The sequence below is a fragment of the Saccharibacillus qingshengii genome, assembly GCF_013185195.1.
Classification (GTDB): Bacteria; Bacillota; Bacilli; order Paenibacillales; family Paenibacillaceae; genus Saccharibacillus; species Saccharibacillus qingshengii.
Window position 1 is genome coordinate 256,697 of sequence record NZ_JAAZWC010000001.1, and the last position, 16,331, is coordinate 273,027.

Here is a 16,331-nt window from a genome sequence, read left to right on the forward strand (position 1 = left end):
ATTGATAATCATTTTCAAAAGTATCACGCCGATTCCAATTTGGCAAGCTTATTATAAGAATTCGGCTGGGCAGGTACGAAAAAAGAGGCGGTTCGCCGACTTGATCAAGGTTCCGCAAACAGATCCGGACCACCGGCATGAAGATCGATATCCAATTCCAGTCCGAGCGCCGCCAGTCGGGACATGGCCTTGGCGGACAGATGGATCCCGGACATCTGCTCCCGGTAGCCGTAATAAGCAATCTGAATATGTACAAAAAAGTCGTCGGCCGGCGGGAAATGTTCCGGATAGCGTTCCAGCACTTCCAGCAGACCGTCCAGCTTCGCTTCGGGTTCCATATACATGCGTTGATCCGGTTCGATCGTCATTCCGCTGAACAAACACCGGGCCGAGCTCCGATTGGAGATCGGATCGCCTTTTTGCCACTGCTCGCAGGCTTCCGACGGAAAAAGACTCAGCAGTTCGGGAAGATCACGGGTCTCGGAACCGATTCGCCCATAGACGCGGCAGCCCGGCACCATTCCGGTGAAACGCAAGGATGCTTCGGGAACCGTATCGAGATAAACCGCAAAAAAGTAGTCTTCGTTCTCGACGGGAAAATAAACGGCGGCGGAATGCTTCTCCTCCTCTTCCACGATGCCCGCAATAGACGGTTCGGCGCCGAAACGGGCAAGCGTCTGGTTGCCAAGCAGCTGACGGGTCACGGCCAAGCGGCGTTCGCGGATTTCGCGAATCGCAGCCGCTTTGAACGCATTTTCGCGCTGGCTCTTTTTGTTCATGGCGATCGCCTTCTTTCGTTGTCTTTTTCCCAGTATACCAACCTTCCCCTCCAAGACAAACCGAACAAGTACACAGCGGAACCGTCCGGAAACCGGGCAGGGTGATGATCGGCCGGATAACGAAAAAACGACTCTGCCGCTTATCGCGGGCAGAATCGTTTGACTTTTATCTGGCTTCTTCCCGACCCGTACCGCTTCCACTCTCCCGACTCCGCCGCATACGCCGTTCGGCCGCCGATTCTTCGGCTCCCCGCAGTCCGTCCCGGGCAAAGATCAGCTCAAGTTCCAACAGCCGGTCGGCCAAACGCAGCGGAATCGCTTCACGAAGTTCCGTCCAGGGAAGAAACTGCTCGGGCAGCAGTCTGTACTCGGTATATTCCAGCGCCGGTTTGAACGCGAAGGAACGCAGATAGCGTCTCACCCTCGTATGGATCTCGTCGGCTTCGCCGCCGCCGGGCAGCGCACAGGCAATCTCGCCGCCGGCATACAGACCGTCCGCACCGGCATGCGCACCGGCAGCCAGATACAGGTCCGGCAGCAGCTCGAATACTTCCGGCATGGGCGACAAAGCATGTTTGCCGGGTTGGGCGAACAACCGGACATGCGTCCCATCGCTCAGGTTGCTCCGGTTTTTCAGCAGGCCTTTGAGTATTTTTCCGTGAAAAGTAGCTTCGCAGTCCAGCACTTCTCCATTGGGTCCGAGGTAGATCCAGACCTGTTCCATCTGGTACAGGTGACCGATCTCATAATCCCACCAGATCGCATATTCCAAAATCGAAGCGGTACGCGGATTGCTTTCTTTGAACGACCGGGGATACGAAGGCGATTCTTCTTCAGGCTGCAGGCGCGTAAATCCGACCAAATTGGGCAGAAAAGGTTCGCGCAGATCAAACATCAAATAAGGCGCATAACGTTCGCACAGCGTGCGTACTTCTTCTCCGGCTGCTTTCTCCGAACCTTCCAGCCCTTCCCAACCGTGCGCCGCCGACTCGCTCATGTTCTCAGCTCCTTAACATTTCACTGCATCCGCACCGCCTTATCGGGCGCGAATGCGGATTCATTTTTCATATCCTTCTATTTTGCGGGAAAAATGTTCGGTGAATGTTAAGGCGGGTTGCCGGAAGCGTTAAGTTTCTCGGCTGCCGATCGGCGGGCCGCAGGCATATCGTTCATAGGCAGCCAAGCCATACTGCAGCGATTCGTCGTCTTCGTGATCCAATCCATGCAGCGCTTCGCGCAGCGGCTGTACGCTGGCATGGAACCGGGCCCGGCTGTCGAGCGCTTGCCCGCCGGGATAATGCTTCAGAACCTGTTCATAAAAGGGCAGGCCGTAGGCGGACAAGAGAGCCGCCAGATCGAACGCGGGATCGCCGAGATGCGACGAGCCGAAACCGACAATCCCCGAGACCGCTTCCTCTTGGGCCTCCCACAGAATATGGACAGGACCGAAAGCGCCGTGAATCCGGACCTGCCGCTTCATATTCGCTTCTTGTTTTGCAAAAATCCCGAAGTCTTCCCGGGCTCGCTGCTGTGCCTGCGTACTCATCCGTTCAAACAATTCGTCGGCGGCACGCTTGTATAGAAGATCCACCCCGATAAGACGCAGATCGGATACGAGGTCGGCAGGATCGCCGCCCGGCCGCTCGGGCAGATCTGCCGTATGCAGTCGGTGCAGAAAATCCGCCAAACTGACGGCTGCCCGCTCGGCCGCGTCCGTCCCGTTGAGCGATTCCAGCGTCTCGGGCCACAGCGGCTCGCCTTCGATCCGACTGCAGCCCATAAAAGCAAACCCCGGCTCCATCCGTTCAAAAGAACTCAGATCCGGCTTGGGAACAGGCAGCTGCACGGCCTGCGTGACAGCCGGGAGCAGATGCAGAGCCTCCCACTTGAGCGCCTCGGCATCCGCTTCGGTTCGGGCAAACCGAAAAATCAGCCGGTAATTCACTGTAAATACGAAATAACGCCGCGCCATATGTTCGGTCTGCACATCCGTAATCGGCATCTCCGGATACCTCTCCTGGATACGCTGGGCAAATGGATGGGTCATGTCCGGCCGCCGGACAGGGAAGGTTGGAAACCCCCTGGGTCCAAACGGTCCAAAGCGCCAAACAGCAGTCCGTAATATTCTTCCGTATTATCGGTGAAATCTGCCCAGGTCACGGAACGCTCTTCGGGTACCCGACGAAGCTGCTCGTCGTAGGTTAACCCCCTGGCCGTGATCCGCTCTCTTCGTCCCCCGATCAGTTCGCGGAATTCTTCCGCTTCGACCCGGAACAATCCCGATACTTCGCTGTGCTGCACCCGATATTCGTCCAAGGGCAGGCTGCAGCGGTACAGATGCACATGCGTAAACTCTCGGTCCATATAATGCTCCGAGATGCGGTATTCTTCTTGATGCAGTCCACAGTAGATCAGTTCTTCATAACGGGCGTGCAGACCGAGTTCTTCTTCCAGCTCGCGCAGTCCGTCTTCTTTCGATTCGCCCGCAAGCAGATGCCCGGCGCTCGACGTATCCAATTTGTTCGGAAAAGACTCCTTATCCGGATGACGCAGTTGGAACAGGAGCGTCCAGCCGGTCTCCGGTGAACCCGACACGATCCAGCAGTGAAAAACCTGATGCCATAATCCCTGCTTGTGTACGTCCCCACGGGACGCCGTTCCGACCGGTTCGAGATTTTCATTGAAGATGTCCAGCATTTCCGTAACGGCCATAACGGCATATTGCCCCTTTCTTTTCGATTTCCGCCCCTACAACGTGCAGCGGTCTTCGCTGTGCATAACCAATCCCGTTCCCCGCTCGTCGACGAGCAGATCCAGCGTGAGCGTATCCACGAAGCTCACCGCATGCGGCTCGTACGCGACTTCGAGCCCGTTGACGGTAAGACTGCGATCGTTCTGCTCCGCGCGGCCCAGCTTGACGAGAAAGCCCGGACCGCAGCAGCTGCAGCTCCGCCCGCTCGAGAGCACGCGCAGGGTAGGAATACCGGTCTTTTCCATTTCGCGCTCGATAAAAGCTTTGGCACTCTCGGTAATCTTCATGGATGGATATCCTCCGCGCCGCCGCTTGATTCCGACTCTTCCTGCGCCATATCTTTTGGATTGAGGATCGCCAGCAGGACATGGTCGCGCCAACGTCCGTCGATCTTCACATTGCGCCGCGACAGGCCTTCACGTGCAAAACCCGCTTTTTCCAACACGCGGATCGAAGGTTCGTTATGCGGCATCACGCCCGCTTCGATCCGGTGCAGGGCCAACACTTCAAATGCGTGCCGAACCACGAACCGAACCGCTTCGGTCATATACCCTTGGCCATTGGCTTTCAAATCGAGGAAATAACCGATCCATGCGCTCTGCAGGCTCCCCCGACTGACACCCGTCAAATCGACGATCCCGATCATCTCTTCCGTCTGGCGTTCACGCACGACAAACAGATAAAGCTGATCGAGAGCCGCCGCATCCACCGCCCGGCGCACACGCTCTTCCTGCTTTTCGAGCGTATAGAAAGAGTCGTCGCGCGTGCCCGCAAATCGGCGGAAAAAGCTCTGATTGTCTTGTTCGAGCCTCAGCAGCTCTTCGGCATCCCCTTCGCGCACCCGTTCGATCCGCAGCCGCTCCGTACCGTCGCTGTAGAGCCCCAGCGCAGCCGGACCGTCTTCCCGGGAAGGACGCACAATACGCGAATCAGATTCCGGATCGGGCAGGCCGGAATCTTCCCCGGTTTCCGAAAACCGGATATCTGCGCCGCTTCTCATCTCCCCGGAAGGAGAAGATTCACTCGCGGGTTCGCTTTTGCGCACGGCGGAATGCTCCATAAACCAGCGGTACAGCGCATCGTTGGCATATACTTTTCTCCAGCAGTCATGTCCCATTCCCGGATACAGCGTAAGTTCCACTTCCGCCCCGGCTGTTCGCATCGCTTCGGCGATTTTCTCCGATTCCGTCGGGCGGATTACTTTATCGTCTTCGCCGTGAAAAATCCACGTCGGCATATCCGCAAGCTTCCGGGCGTAAGCCGGATCTCCTCCGCCCGAGACCGGCGCAATAGCGGCAAAACGTTCCCGGTGATGCGCGGCCAGCTGCCAGACTCCGTAAGCGCCCATACTGAAACCGGTCAGATAGACGCGATCGGGATCGACGTTCCAGTTTTCCGTTACCTCGTTCAGAATCGCCAATACTTCGTCTTCGCGTGTATTCCAGAAAGCGCCAAGCGGACACTGCGGAGCGACGACGATAAACGGAAACTCGCTTTCGGTTTCCAGGCGCGCGGGAAGGCCTTCTTTGCGAAGCTGGTCCAGCTGCGAACCGCTGCCTCCCGCTCCGTGCAAATACAAAATCAACGGCCATTTGTGTCCGGTCTCTTCTCCGTCATTCGAAGGGGCATAGAGTAGATAGTCCATACGGATCGTTTTCAGGATCTCCGTGTCGATCTGAAGTTCTTGTTTTCTCATCGTTTTCCCTCCTTGGTTGACAGCCGGCTTCGGTTATTTGATCGAATCGAGTACATCTAGCAGCATCGTTTTGAAGCGTTCCCGGTCAATGCCTTCGCATACGCGTACATTCGCCGGCCGGCCGAGACGTCCGTTGATATCGACTACGCTGTAGCCGCGCGTCCATTCACCCTTCGTCTCTACGTCGACAAAATACCGGCCGCTGCGGGTCATGATTCTCTCGTCGGCGGCCACCGCCATCAGCAGCGTATCCGGATGCGTCGTACCGTTCAGGCGATGCACCGTTTTATTAAACGACATGACCACCTTGTTGACGGCAGCGAAAAATGCCGCACCCGATGTGCCAAGCGCCGCAATCTCCGCATGATCTTCATCGTCCATCAGCGAAAAGTCCGTGCACATCTCCCATCCGACCATCGTCGTGGGAATGCCGGAGTTCAGCACAAGGCTGGCCGCTTCCGGATCGGTGTAGAAATTGTATTCCGCCGCCGGCGTAATGTTGCCCAGCGCATTGTTGGTACCGCCCATGACGTACAAATGTGCAATCAGGGGGACGATTGTCGGGTCTTTCTGGATCGCCATCGCGATATTGGTCAGCGGCGCGATCGCCAGCAGCGTGATCTCGCCGGGATGCCGATGCACGCGATCGATCAGGAAATCGACCGCATGCCCTTCGGCCGGACGCTGAATGGCCGGAGGGAAATTGGCGCCCCCCATCCCATCGCTGCCGTGCACGTCTTCGACGGTGAGATGCGGCGGCGAATTCCAGGGAGCCAGCAGCGGCCGTTCGCAGCCTTTGTAGACCGGAATCCGGCCTTCCGCCCCGCCTTTGCCCGCCACCTGGATCGTGTACAGCGCATTTTCGACTTCCTGGTCGAATCGGACGTTGCCGCCCGTCATCAGAATACCCAATACGTCGAAATGGTGCAGGGCGGCCAGGATCGCGATGGTGTCGTCTCCCACGGTGTCCGTATCGATAATGACTTTGCGCCGCTTGGCGGCGGCTTCTTCATAGGTCTTCAATCGTGGATCAGCCTCTCTTTCTTAGGCGCGGCATTCGGCCGCCTTCTTCTACAAGTATAGAATCGAATGCCTTCAGGTTCAATGCTTGCCCGCCGCATCGCCGTCTTCGCCCCGCACCCAGAGCCGGGACAAATTGGGAAACCCCAGCGAACCCATGCGCAACCCGTACAGGCTGCGGTTGAAGTAGGCGCGGTGGCTCGTATGCGCGCCGTACAGCAGCCAGTTATTGTCCCCAAGCAGACGCTGCGCCCGTGCGAAAATCTCGGCCCGGCCGCTGTCGTCTTCCGTCATGAACCCGTCGAACAGCGCCAGCAGCTCTTCTCGCTGTTCGCCGAGCAGCATCCGCCCCAAATAATTGATACCGTTCAGAAAAAAGTTCAGCAGGTCGAGCTCCCAGTCGTCTTCGAGCACTTCCGAAGCAATAGCAAGCTCTGCCTCGTCCACCTGCGGATACCCGAGCGCGGGATCGTACGGACAAGGTTCGAGGCGCAGTCCGATTCGATCCGCGCGGCGGCGCAGCCAATTGGCTTCGATCCATTCTTCTTTCTTGTCGGTAAAAACGAGTCTTACCGCTTCTCCGCCGTAGCCGCTTGCCCGCAGAAGCGCCCGTGCTTCGTCCAGCGTCCCGGAAGACAAGGCGGACGAGTCGCTGAACCGGGGCAGCAAACCCGAAGCCGGCGCCAGGCGATCTCCGCCCAATTCGCTCACCAGCAGCTCACGGTCATACAGGATTCGTATCGCTTGGCGAAAATCCGCCCGATGATGCGGGCCTTCGCGGCGAAAGTTAAAGATCAAATACCGGCAGCCCTGTGCGGGTGAATCGATCTGCCGACTGCCTTCGACCTCGTCGTCTTCCGACAGATGATAGGTGCGCATCTCCGTGTCGGCATTCGGCATAAACCAGACATCCACCCGATCCAGCCCGCTTCTTCCAGTTTGCGCAGCACAAACTTCACGTTGCGCGGCGTGCAGTGCAGCAGTTCCGCCAGCTGCGCAACCGTGACGGACGCCTCCTCTTCCCCGCCGAAGCGTCGATCTTTCAAAGAATCGTAAATCTGCAAATACTGCATCATGCCGTGATCCATCCGTTTGCTCCTTTCCGTGCATAGACGCACTATCCTCATGTGTATTGCACCATATAAAAGGTGAAGAAAGCAAAATAATTCTTGCCCTTTTTCTTCCCCTTTTAACGGATTACAATGGTGGAAGCCGCCGAGAAGGAGGGTAAAACCATGATTCCAAAAACGCTTAAACAGATTCACCCTCTTGCCTGGACGATTATCGTCGGCACGATGTTCGGCCGCCTCGTTACGTCGATGAGCATCCCTTTTCTCGCGATCTATTTGACAGGAACGATGGGTGTCTCCGCGACCCTCACCGGATTCATCGTCGCCGCAAGCTCGCTTGCCGGCGTCTCGGTAAGTTTCTACGGCGGGTACATTTCCGATCGGATCGGACGCAAGAAAGTTCTGCTTGTTTCCGTTTTTTGCTGGGCGGCTGTCTTCTTCGGTTTTGCGGCGTCCAGCGAAGTATGGATGTTCTTCGTCGTCAATGTGTTGAACGGCTTATGCCGCTCGGTGTTCGAACCGGCTTCTCGGGCACTGCTGTCCGACACGACGCCGCCCGAACACAAACTGCTCGCATTCAATCTGCGCTACGCAGCGATCAATATCGGAGTCGTGATCGGACCGATTCTCGGACTGCGCCTCGGTTCGGCGGAATCGACCCTGCCGTTTGTAGCTGCAGGCGTCGTGTACGTCCTGTACGGACTTGTACTGATCGCCCAGTTCTCGGCGCACCGCAGCATGATGCCCGCACGAAGCGATTCCGTGCCTCCTCGAATCCGTCAGGCACTGTCGGTCACGGGCCGCGACCGGGTCTTCCTGCCCGTATTGATCGGAACCACGTTCTGCGTACTGGGCTACGGACATTTCAGTTCGACGCTGGCGCAGTACTTGACGCTGAATCCGAATATCGCGAACGGCAAAGAACTCTTTTCCTACATGCTGGCAATGAACGCCGCGGTTGTACTCATCGTCCAATATCCGATCGTCCAAACTGTCCGCCGGTTCCGTCCGGTCGTCCCGCTTATCTTCGGCAACGTATTCGTGGCCGGTTCGCTGCTGATGTTCGGACTGGGACATGGACTGCCGCTGCTGCTTACCGGCGTGTTCGTCTTTACGGTCGGCGAAGTGCTGCTGTTTACGATGCTGGATATGCTGATCGACCGGATCGCACAGCCCGAGTGGAAAGGAACGTATTTCGGCACAATCGGGTTCAATAATATCGGCAATGTCGCCGCGCCGATCGTCGGAGGGCTGCTGCTGGATCGGTTCGCGCTGCAAAGCGGTTTCGCCGTCTTCGCTCCGCTGGCGCTGCTGACCGCCTGCGGCCTTCCGTTCCTGCTGGCTGCGCATCGGCGCCTGACGGTCAAGGAAGAAACGGAGAGGCGCGCCGCCCTATCCGAATAAAAGCTGCGCCGGCTCTGCTGGAGAGTCGGCGCAGCTTTTGGCGTTCTATTTTGGGTCAGGCCGTATTCGCAGATCCGCTGCCGCAGCTTGGTACGTTCAGCGGCAGCCCGGCGAAGAATCCCAGGCCGTCGCAATCTCCGCTTTGCGTTCTTCGAGCAGTGTCTCCTTATCATCCCGGTAGAACATGTTGTACGTATCGAACGGGATGATCCGGCCATCCGGATGCGCGATATGCACGCACGATTTTTTGACCGAGCGCACGTCGAAGTTATAGGCATCGAGGAACTGCATGATGATGACGCGGAACACGTTATCGTACACGATCTCTTCCGGCACGGCCGCAAGCGGCAGGCAGCACAGCAGACTTTTGAGCGACAGCGCCGAAGAGACGGGCGAATGGCCGGTCGACAGCAGCTCGAACAGCTTGCCGCGCACGACCGGATCGTGTTCGAACACGATCGTGTTGCTGTCGCCTTCGAGCAGCGTTTCTTTGTCGATCATACGAGTCAGCGGCAGTACCTCGCCGCCGAGCTTGAGCGCATACCCCATCGCCAGGCAGTCGGGATGGCAGGGCACCGGCAGAATATCGTCAGGTTCGAACACGCCCGACTGATCGATGATCATCTGCCGGACTTCGCTGACCGTAAGGCGGTCGGTCGCCGGATCGTAGCCTTCGAGGCGTCCCGCCGCCTGAATAGGCTGGATCGTCACTCCGCGTACCGCTTTCTGCTTCAGTCCGTATTGGATGATCGTACCGACCTCATGGTCATTGAGCCCTTTTTTGAGCGTGACGACAAGGGTCGTGGACAGATTGAATTCGTTCAGATGGCGAATCGCATCCTCGCGAATCCGCCGCACGTCGGCGCCGCGCAGCTCTTTGAGCACATGGGATTCGAAGCTGTCGAACTGCAAATAGATTTCGAAGCCCGGCATGTAGGACGCGAGCCGCTCGGTGAACGCCCGGTCCTGCGCGATACGCACGCCGTTCGTATTGACCATGATATGTTTGATCGGCCGCGTGCGGCACAGATCGAGAATTTCGAAAAACTGCGGATGCGTCGTCGGCTCTCCGCCGCTGATCTGTACGATATCCGCTTCGCCTTCGTTCTCGATGATCCGGTCCAGCATAAATTCGATCTGCTCAAGCGAACGATGCGTCGTACGCTGCGGCGAAGATTCGGCAAAACAAATCGGGCATTTCATGTTGCAGTGATCCGTAATTTCCAGCAGCGTCAAGCAGCTGTGCTGCTCGTGGTCCGGACACAAGCCGCAGTCGTAAGGACAACCGTACTTGATCGGGGTATTCCACCGAAGCGGCATTTCCGAAGCTTTGATGAATTCGCGCGTTTTTTTGTAATACTCGACATCGGTCGAGATCAGCACTTTCTCGGGGCCGTGCACAAGGCAGCGTTTGAGCATGTACATCCGGCCGTTTTCTTCGATGATCTTCGCTTCTACTTTGCGGTAGCAGGTCGAGCAGATACTGTTGGTCAGCTCATGGTACAGGTAAGGACGGTTCGGCATGACGGAGCACGCTCCTTTTCATAATGGAATAGAGGAGATCGAAAAGCTTCGAACCGAGCGGCTTCGCCGGATCGGAAACACATGGGAACGCTTGCGATTATCAACCGGCAGCCGGCTTGTTTACCCGTATCCGGCTGCCGTCTCCGCCGCGGCGAACCAGCAGCCAGCCGTAATAGATCAGTCCCGCAATACAGGCCAGCTGGATATTATTGAGTCCGAAATACGGATGCGGCGTCGGTTTGATAAACTCGATAACAAAACGGAACGCGAGATAACCCGCCATAAACCATTGGAACATCTTTCCGGAGACGTATCCGTCCGACCTCGGCTGCGCTTTTCTGCTTCTGCGATACAGCGGATACAGGATCAGGCCCAGCGCAAGTAAAAATCCGATCTCGTACAGCTGCGCCGGATGACGCAAAATCCCGTCGCCGAAATCGACTCCGGTGATCCAGGAAGTGGCGATTCCATATGTATGATCTTCCAGTCCGGTCAAGAAACATCCGATCCGTCCGATCGCCATCCCGACGATCAATGGATAGACAAAATCATCGCCGGTCGACGATTTCCAGCCCGCCCACTTCTTGGCCAGCTCGACGCCAATCAATCCTCCGAGCAGCCCGCCCACGATCGTTTTGCCTCCCCATAGGAAGTTTCCCTGACGAAGCTGTTCCCAGGTGGCGGCAGGATCTTCGAAATAATAAAGCATCTTGGCGCCAATCGCGGCGCCCAAGATGGTGCCTCCCAAAATCTGCAGGCCGGCGAGCTTGGACATTTCACTCGGGCGGCGTGTCCACAAATAAAGACGGAAGCCGATGAAATAAGACAGGGTCTCGAACAAGACATGCGGATGGATCCGCCACGGTCCGAGCCAAATATAAACAGGGAATTCCACAGGCTCCCTCCTTTCTTCCTTCAAGCAGCTTGGGTTCATACTTCAAACCGTTTCGAGCACGCGTCCGTTTCAGTAATTAAAGAAAATCATTCCTCCGCAGATCGCCAGCAGCAGCATGAACAATCCGCCTATGATGGCCAGAATCGAGATCACGATCTGGCAGCCCGGATTGGACGACCCATTTCCGTCTCCGGACTGTCTACCCGGACGGCCCCGAGGATCTTCCCCATACGCGGACCTTTCGCCGGAAGGCATGCCCGAAGCGTTGCAGTCTTTGTAGATACAGCTTTTCGTTGCCGGATTGTAACACTCGTCGCACAGCATGCGGCCGCAGTGTGTACATTGGTGACGGGCTTCCCGGTCGGGATGATAAGCGCAGTGCGGTTGTTGCATCCGATCACCTCCATCGCTTTTTTTGCATGACTTTCTATTCGGTTCTTACCCATGTTTTTCCTCCCCAGCGGGATTATTGTTAGGTTAACGGGTTTCAGGCCGGAAATCCAGTACCCAGAACACTCGCTCACAAAAAAACAAATAACCGCCCGGTCAACTGACCAGGCGGTTATTCGGGCGGATCTATAGACAGATTACGCTGTGCACGTGTACGTGTGTGTCGGCGGTCAGGCTTGAGCCGACTGACCGGCCGTTTCGGCATGCCCGGCCGCCGGCGCTGCGCTCTGATCGAAACGCAGTACACGCATGGCGTTGAGGACCGCAATCAGCGTTACGCCAACATCGGAGAACACCGCTTCCCACATGGTCGCAATACCGAAAGCCCCCAGGATCAGAAATACGGCTTTGACCCCAAGCGCGAATACGATGTTCTGCCAAACGATCCGGCGTGTCCGTTTGGCGATGCCGATTGCCGTCACAAGCTTGGAAGGCTCATCGGTCATAATGACCACATCGGCCGCTTCGATCGCGGCATCCGAGCCCAATCCGCCCATCGCGGCGCCGATATCGGCCCGTGCCAGCACCGGCGTATCGTTGATTCCGTCGCCGATAAACAGAATTTTCTCTTTCGGCGATTTGGCTCGGTCCAGTTTCTCGATCTGTTCGACTTTGTCTTCGGGCAGAAGCTCCGCGTAGACTTCGTCGATCCCCAGACGGCGTCCTACTTGATCGGCTACGCTTCTCGCATCTCCGGTCAGCATGATCGTCCGGCGGATGCCGAGAGCTTTGAGCCCGCGGATCGCTTCCGCGGCGTCGGGCTTGATCTCGTCCGCGATTACAATCCGTCCGGCATAACGTCCGTCCGCCGCCACATGGACAACCGTTCCCGCGTTCTCCGGTTCATCGAAAGCAATACCTTCGGCACGCATCAGTCTTCCGTTGCCTGCCAGAATCGTCTGTCCGTTTCGCTTCGCGCGAATCCCGTGGCCGGACACTTCTTCGTAATCGTGCAGCTGATTCTTGTCCGGTTCCTGTCCGTACGCTTCGCGAATCGAATCGGCGATCGGATGACCGGAATGGAGTTCGGCATAAGCCGCCGTTTCCAGCAGCTGCTTGGCGGAAAAACCTTCTGCCGGAACAATCTCCGTTACTTTGAAGCTGCCCCGGGTCAGCGTTCCCGTCTTGTCGAACACAACGTATTTGACATCGTTCAGCGCTTCGAGATAATTCCCGCCTTTGACCAGGATCCCTTGCTTGGAAGCCGCGCCGATCCCGCCGAAGAAACCGAGCGGGATCGAGACGACGAGAGCGCAAGGACAAGAAATGACGAGGAAGATCAAAGCCCGGTAGATCCAGTCGGAGAATGCCGCTCCCGGAACGACAAGCGGAGGCACAATAGCAAGCAGCAGCGCGGTAAGGACGACAACCGGCGTATAAACGCGGGCAAATTTGTTGATAAAAGTCTCGGTCGGCGCTTTGCGGCCGGCCGCATTTTCCACCAATTCGAGAATCTTGGCTACGGACGATTCGCCGAATGTGCGCAGGACTTCGACCGTCAGCACCCCGTTTTTGTTGATGAATCCGCCGAGCACTTCGTCCCCTGCCTTCACGACGCGCGGAACGGACTCCCCGGTCAGCGCAGACGTATCCACCATGGAAGAACCTTCTATGATCTTTCCGTCCAGCGGAACTTTCTCGCCGGGACGAACGAGTACGATAGCGCCAATGCCGACCGTCTCGGGACGGACCCGCTTCGTCTCCCCTTCCGCCTGCAGATTGGCATAATCGGGACGCACCTGAAGCAGCGAAGTGATCGATTTGCGCGAGCGGTTAACGGCCAGGCTTTGAAAATATTCGCCGACCTGATAAAACAGCATAACGGCCACGCCTTCGGGATACTGCCCGATAGCAAATGCGCCGACCGTCGCGACCGACATCAGAAAATACTCGTCGAACACCTGGCCCCGAACGATATTCTTCACCGCCTGCAGCACCACATCCCCGCCGACGATAAGATAGGCCATCAGGAACAGGGTCAGCTCGGCGCCGGGTCCGAGCGGAACCAGCATCGCTGCGGCCATCAGAGCGGCTCCGGCTACCAGTCTTGCGATCCGCTTTTTCTGGGACGCGGCTCCTCCATGATCGTGCGTATGCCCGGCATGGTCAGGGTCCGCAGCATCGGCCGTCGGCTCCTCGCTGCGCCCTCCTCCGTGCAAGCCGCCCACAGACGCAGCCCCAACTCCTGCAGCGGCATTCGCCGGAAGAATACGCCCCGAAGCATCGACGGACTGTCCGGTTCCTTTGACGAGAATGCGGACATGCGGCTCGAGCTTTTTGATTGTGGCCGCCGTTTTGGAATTCACTTCTGTTTCCGCCGCCGAATCGGTTTCGAACGTAAGCGTCTTATTGACAAAATTGAGCGAACACGACGCCACTCCGGGCGTTTTCTGCACACTGTTTTCGATCTTGAGCGCACAGTTCGCACAATCCAAACCTTCGAGCACCCATTCCCGCTTCACCTTTTCTGCTGCGGTTCCCATCGTTATCCCTCCGGTTCATGTTTGATTTGTGGGTCAGGCTTCTCGGTGTGCAGCGCTATTCAAAACAGTTACGAATTATATATGAGCATATGTTCATGTGTTAATCCGATTATAGGCCCCCTGCTGATCAAAGTCAAAAGTTTTACGCTCAAAAAGCCTATTCGTAATCCCAACGATTTTTGTTATAATAGACCTACGACGCATACGGGAAGGTGATGAAGCGTGACACAGGAAACGCTGCGCGAGGACATGATGGATGAATGCGGACACGATGGCGCGGACAGTGCCGCTCCCCACGATACGCTGGTGCGGATCAAAGAGAACTTTGTGGACGATTCCACCGCTGTCGATATGGCCGAAATGTTCAAAGCGCTCGGCGACCCGACGCGGGTCAGACTGATCTATGCGATGCTGCAAAAAGAACTCTGCGTGCACGATCTGTGCATTGTGCTTGATATGACGCAGTCGGCGGTCTCCCACCAGCTCCGCTATCTGCGCAATACCCGGATCGTCAAGCGTAAAAAAGTCGGCAAAACGGTGTTCTACTCGCTTGACGACCGGCATGTGGAAGAAATTTTCGCCCAGACTCTCCAGCACTTGAAACACGGCTGAGCCGTTGGGAAAATAATCGGTTCGACTGCACAAACGAAAAAGGAAGCCTCTGCCTAGAGGCTTCCTCAGGCTGTCGAGAAAGTCCTATTCGTTGTAGAAGCTCGTCGGCTGCGGGAGAAATTCGTTAGCGTATGCTTCCGATGTGCCTTTCTCCGAAAGGCTTTAGGTCGCGTGTTGAAATCGGGAAAAAGGATTGGATTTTAGCGGAATTTTCCCGATTTCAAAGGCGAACACTATCGTTCCTTCACTGAATTTCTCCCTCCGCCTCCTCACTTTGTTTGGAATACGACTTTCTCGACACGTTGAAGGAAGCCTCTGGGCAGAGGCTTCCTTTTTTGATGTTCCGCTGAAGCCGAAGCAGGCTCAAATCCGTGGGGTCTCTGCTTGGCGGCCGTGCGTGTGGACGGAAGGAGCCGCCTCTTCGTCGCTTACTGCGCAGACGCTGCCGGGCAGATCGAGCTGAATCGTAATATGCGCGATAGCGAATTCTTCGGTGAGAAGACGACGCGCTCGATCCATGACTGCCAAACCGTCGGCTTGATCGTCCACTACGAGTTGGGTACTCAGCAGCGGAGTATCGGAAGAAAGCGACCAGATATGCAGATCGTGCACCTCCACCACTCCCGGAATTTCGGTGAGCCTACGGCGGACTTCGTCGGTATCGTAACCCGCAGGCGTGCCTTCCATCAGAATATGGATCGAATCGCGCGTAATCCGGTAAGCACTAAGCAGGACCAATACAGCGACTATGACGCTTGCGAGAGGGTCGGCCAATTTCCAATCGAACGCCATGATCAGAATCGCCGCGATAATCGCGCCGACGGAACCCAGCAGATCGCCGATCACGTGCAGGAAAGCGCTCCGCAGATTCAGATTTCCCGAAGTGTCTCCGCCCATCAAGATATAGGCGGCAGCGATATTGACCAGCAGCCCGATTACGGCAATGGTCAGCATCCCCGAACTCATGACGCTCGGCGGATCGGAGAAACGCTGGAATGCTTCATAGAAAATGTAGAGCGAAATCCCGATCAGCGCGAGCCCGTTGAGAAGCGCAGCCAAGACTTCAAAGCGTTTGTACCCGTAAGTCTTGGCGCTGCTCGCCCGGCGTTCCCCCCAGATCATCGCCAGCAGACTGAAACCAAGTGCCGCCGCGTCGCTGAGCATATGCCACGCATCGGACAGCAGCGCGAGGCTGTTTGTCATCAGACCTCCGATCACCTCGACGACCATGTAGGCGGCAATGAGGAAAAAGGACAGCTTGAGCGCTTTCTTGTTGGCTCCGTGCGTATGTCCCCCGCTGCCGTGCGAATGGCCGTGTGCATGGTTGTGACCGTGTGCCTGATGTGGAGTATGAGCTGTGTCTATCGTTTGTTTTTCGGATCGATTCATCTTCTACGCCCCTTTTCAAATAAACATATGAGCAACTGTTCATATGTTATTGTATGCTTCTTTTTTCCCGCTTGCAACCTTTTTTCGGATCAAGGCCAAGCGAAATAGGCTCCGCCATTGACAACCTACCCGCCGACCCGGTATGATTTCCCATAAGTCCGGAGAGCCGGATGGCCGCGGAAGAGTCCGCACGTGTGACCGAGAGTATTCATGTCCGACAGCAGAGCCGGAGCAGAGACTAGAGCAGAGACAAGTTG

Annotated in this window: 16 protein-coding genes; 2 read left to right on the forward strand and 14 right to left on the reverse strand. The window is 56.7% G+C overall.

Annotated features, from left to right (window positions below):
• Positions 1-104 precede the first annotated feature (104 nt).
• The 9 genes from HRQ60_RS01165 to HRQ60_RS24075 form a co-directional block, all read right to left on the reverse strand.
• Positions 105-779 carry a hypothetical protein gene (locus tag HRQ60_RS01165; protein ID WP_172193801.1) on the reverse strand — a complete coding sequence of 225 codons (675 nt, stop codon included), beginning with the start codon at positions 777-779 and terminating at the stop codon, positions 105-107.
• 166 nt (positions 780-945) lie between these two features.
• Positions 946-1,776 carry a hypothetical protein gene (locus HRQ60_RS01170; RefSeq protein WP_172193802.1) on the reverse strand — a complete coding sequence of 277 codons (831 nt, stop codon included), beginning with the start codon at positions 1,774-1,776 and terminating at the stop codon, positions 946-948.
• 129 nt (positions 1,777-1,905) lie between these two features.
• Positions 1,906-2,826 carry a phosphotransferase family protein gene (locus HRQ60_RS01175; protein WP_172193803.1) on the reverse strand — a complete coding sequence of 307 codons (921 nt, stop codon included), beginning with the start codon at positions 2,824-2,826 and terminating at the stop codon, positions 1,906-1,908.
• Positions 2,823-3,491: an NUDIX hydrolase gene (locus HRQ60_RS01180; protein WP_172193804.1), complete on the reverse strand. Its 669-nt coding sequence runs from the start codon at positions 3,489-3,491 to the stop codon at positions 2,823-2,825. Before HRQ60_RS01180 ends, HRQ60_RS01175 begins: the two co-directional genes overlap by 4 nt.
• Positions 3,492-3,527: 36 nt before the next feature.
• Positions 3,528-3,818: an adhesin gene (locus tag HRQ60_RS01185; protein ID WP_172193805.1), complete on the reverse strand. Its 291-nt coding sequence runs from the start codon at positions 3,816-3,818 to the stop codon at positions 3,528-3,530.
• Positions 3,815-5,227 (reverse strand): GNAT family N-acetyltransferase, encoded by a 1,413-nt coding sequence (locus HRQ60_RS01190; RefSeq protein ID WP_172193806.1) that lies wholly within the window; start codon positions 5,225-5,227, stop codon positions 3,815-3,817. The genes HRQ60_RS01185 and HRQ60_RS01190 overlap by 4 nt, the downstream gene beginning before the upstream one ends.
• 33 nt (positions 5,228-5,260) lie before the next feature.
• The gene (locus HRQ60_RS01195; RefSeq protein WP_172193807.1) at positions 5,261-6,250 is read right to left on the reverse strand and encodes a nucleoside hydrolase; all 990 of its coding nucleotides are present in this window, start codon (positions 6,248-6,250) and stop codon (positions 5,261-5,263) included.
• Between the two features lie 78 nt (positions 6,251-6,328).
• Entirely contained in the window at positions 6,329-7,147 is an 819-nt protein-coding gene (locus tag HRQ60_RS01200; protein ID WP_172193808.1) for an ABC transporter substrate-binding protein, read from the reverse strand.
• Complete coding sequence (locus tag HRQ60_RS24075) at positions 7,042-7,374, reverse strand: SgrR family transcriptional regulator (RefSeq protein ID WP_425501616.1); 333 nt, start codon at positions 7,372-7,374, stop codon at positions 7,042-7,044. Before HRQ60_RS24075 ends, HRQ60_RS01200 begins: the two co-directional genes overlap by 106 nt.
• Before the next feature lie 108 nt (positions 7,375-7,482).
• On the opposite strand from HRQ60_RS24075, the gene HRQ60_RS01210 reads away from it, so the two are divergent.
• Positions 7,483-8,721 carry an MDR family MFS transporter gene (locus HRQ60_RS01210; protein WP_172193810.1) on the forward strand — a complete coding sequence of 413 codons (1,239 nt, stop codon included), beginning with the start codon at positions 7,483-7,485 and terminating at the stop codon, positions 8,719-8,721.
• 96 nt (positions 8,722-8,817) lie between these two features.
• Here HRQ60_RS01210 and HRQ60_RS01215 read toward each other — a convergent pair whose 3' ends face one another.
• From HRQ60_RS01215 to HRQ60_RS01230, 4 genes are all read right to left on the reverse strand, one after another.
• Positions 8,818-10,245: a radical SAM protein gene (locus HRQ60_RS01215; RefSeq protein WP_172193811.1), complete on the reverse strand. Its 1,428-nt coding sequence runs from the start codon at positions 10,243-10,245 to the stop codon at positions 8,818-8,820.
• Between the two features lie 100 nt (positions 10,246-10,345).
• Positions 10,346-11,140, reverse strand: a complete 795-nt coding sequence (locus HRQ60_RS01220; RefSeq protein ID WP_172193812.1) for a prolipoprotein diacylglyceryl transferase family protein — start codon at positions 11,138-11,140, stop codon at positions 10,346-10,348.
• Positions 11,141-11,209: 69 nt separating this feature from the next.
• Complete coding sequence (locus tag HRQ60_RS01225) at positions 11,210-11,533, reverse strand: hypothetical protein (protein WP_172193813.1); 324 nt, start codon at positions 11,531-11,533, stop codon at positions 11,210-11,212.
• Positions 11,534-11,760: 227 nt separating this feature from the next.
• Entirely contained in the window at positions 11,761-14,073 is a 2,313-nt protein-coding gene (locus HRQ60_RS01230) for a heavy metal translocating P-type ATPase (RefSeq protein WP_172193814.1), read from the reverse strand.
• 222 nt (positions 14,074-14,295) lie between these two features.
• On the opposite strand from HRQ60_RS01230, the gene HRQ60_RS01235 reads away from it, so the two are divergent.
• Complete coding sequence (locus HRQ60_RS01235) at positions 14,296-14,685, forward strand: ArsR/SmtB family transcription factor (RefSeq protein ID WP_425501615.1); 390 nt, start codon at positions 14,296-14,298, stop codon at positions 14,683-14,685.
• A 363-nt stretch (positions 14,686-15,048) separates the two neighbouring features.
• Here the strand turns inward: HRQ60_RS01235 and HRQ60_RS01240 are convergent, their stop codons facing one another.
• Positions 15,049-16,074: a cation diffusion facilitator family transporter gene (locus tag HRQ60_RS01240; RefSeq protein WP_172193815.1), complete on the reverse strand. Its 1,026-nt coding sequence runs from the start codon at positions 16,072-16,074 to the stop codon at positions 15,049-15,051.
• Positions 16,075-16,331: the final 257 nt, after the last annotated feature.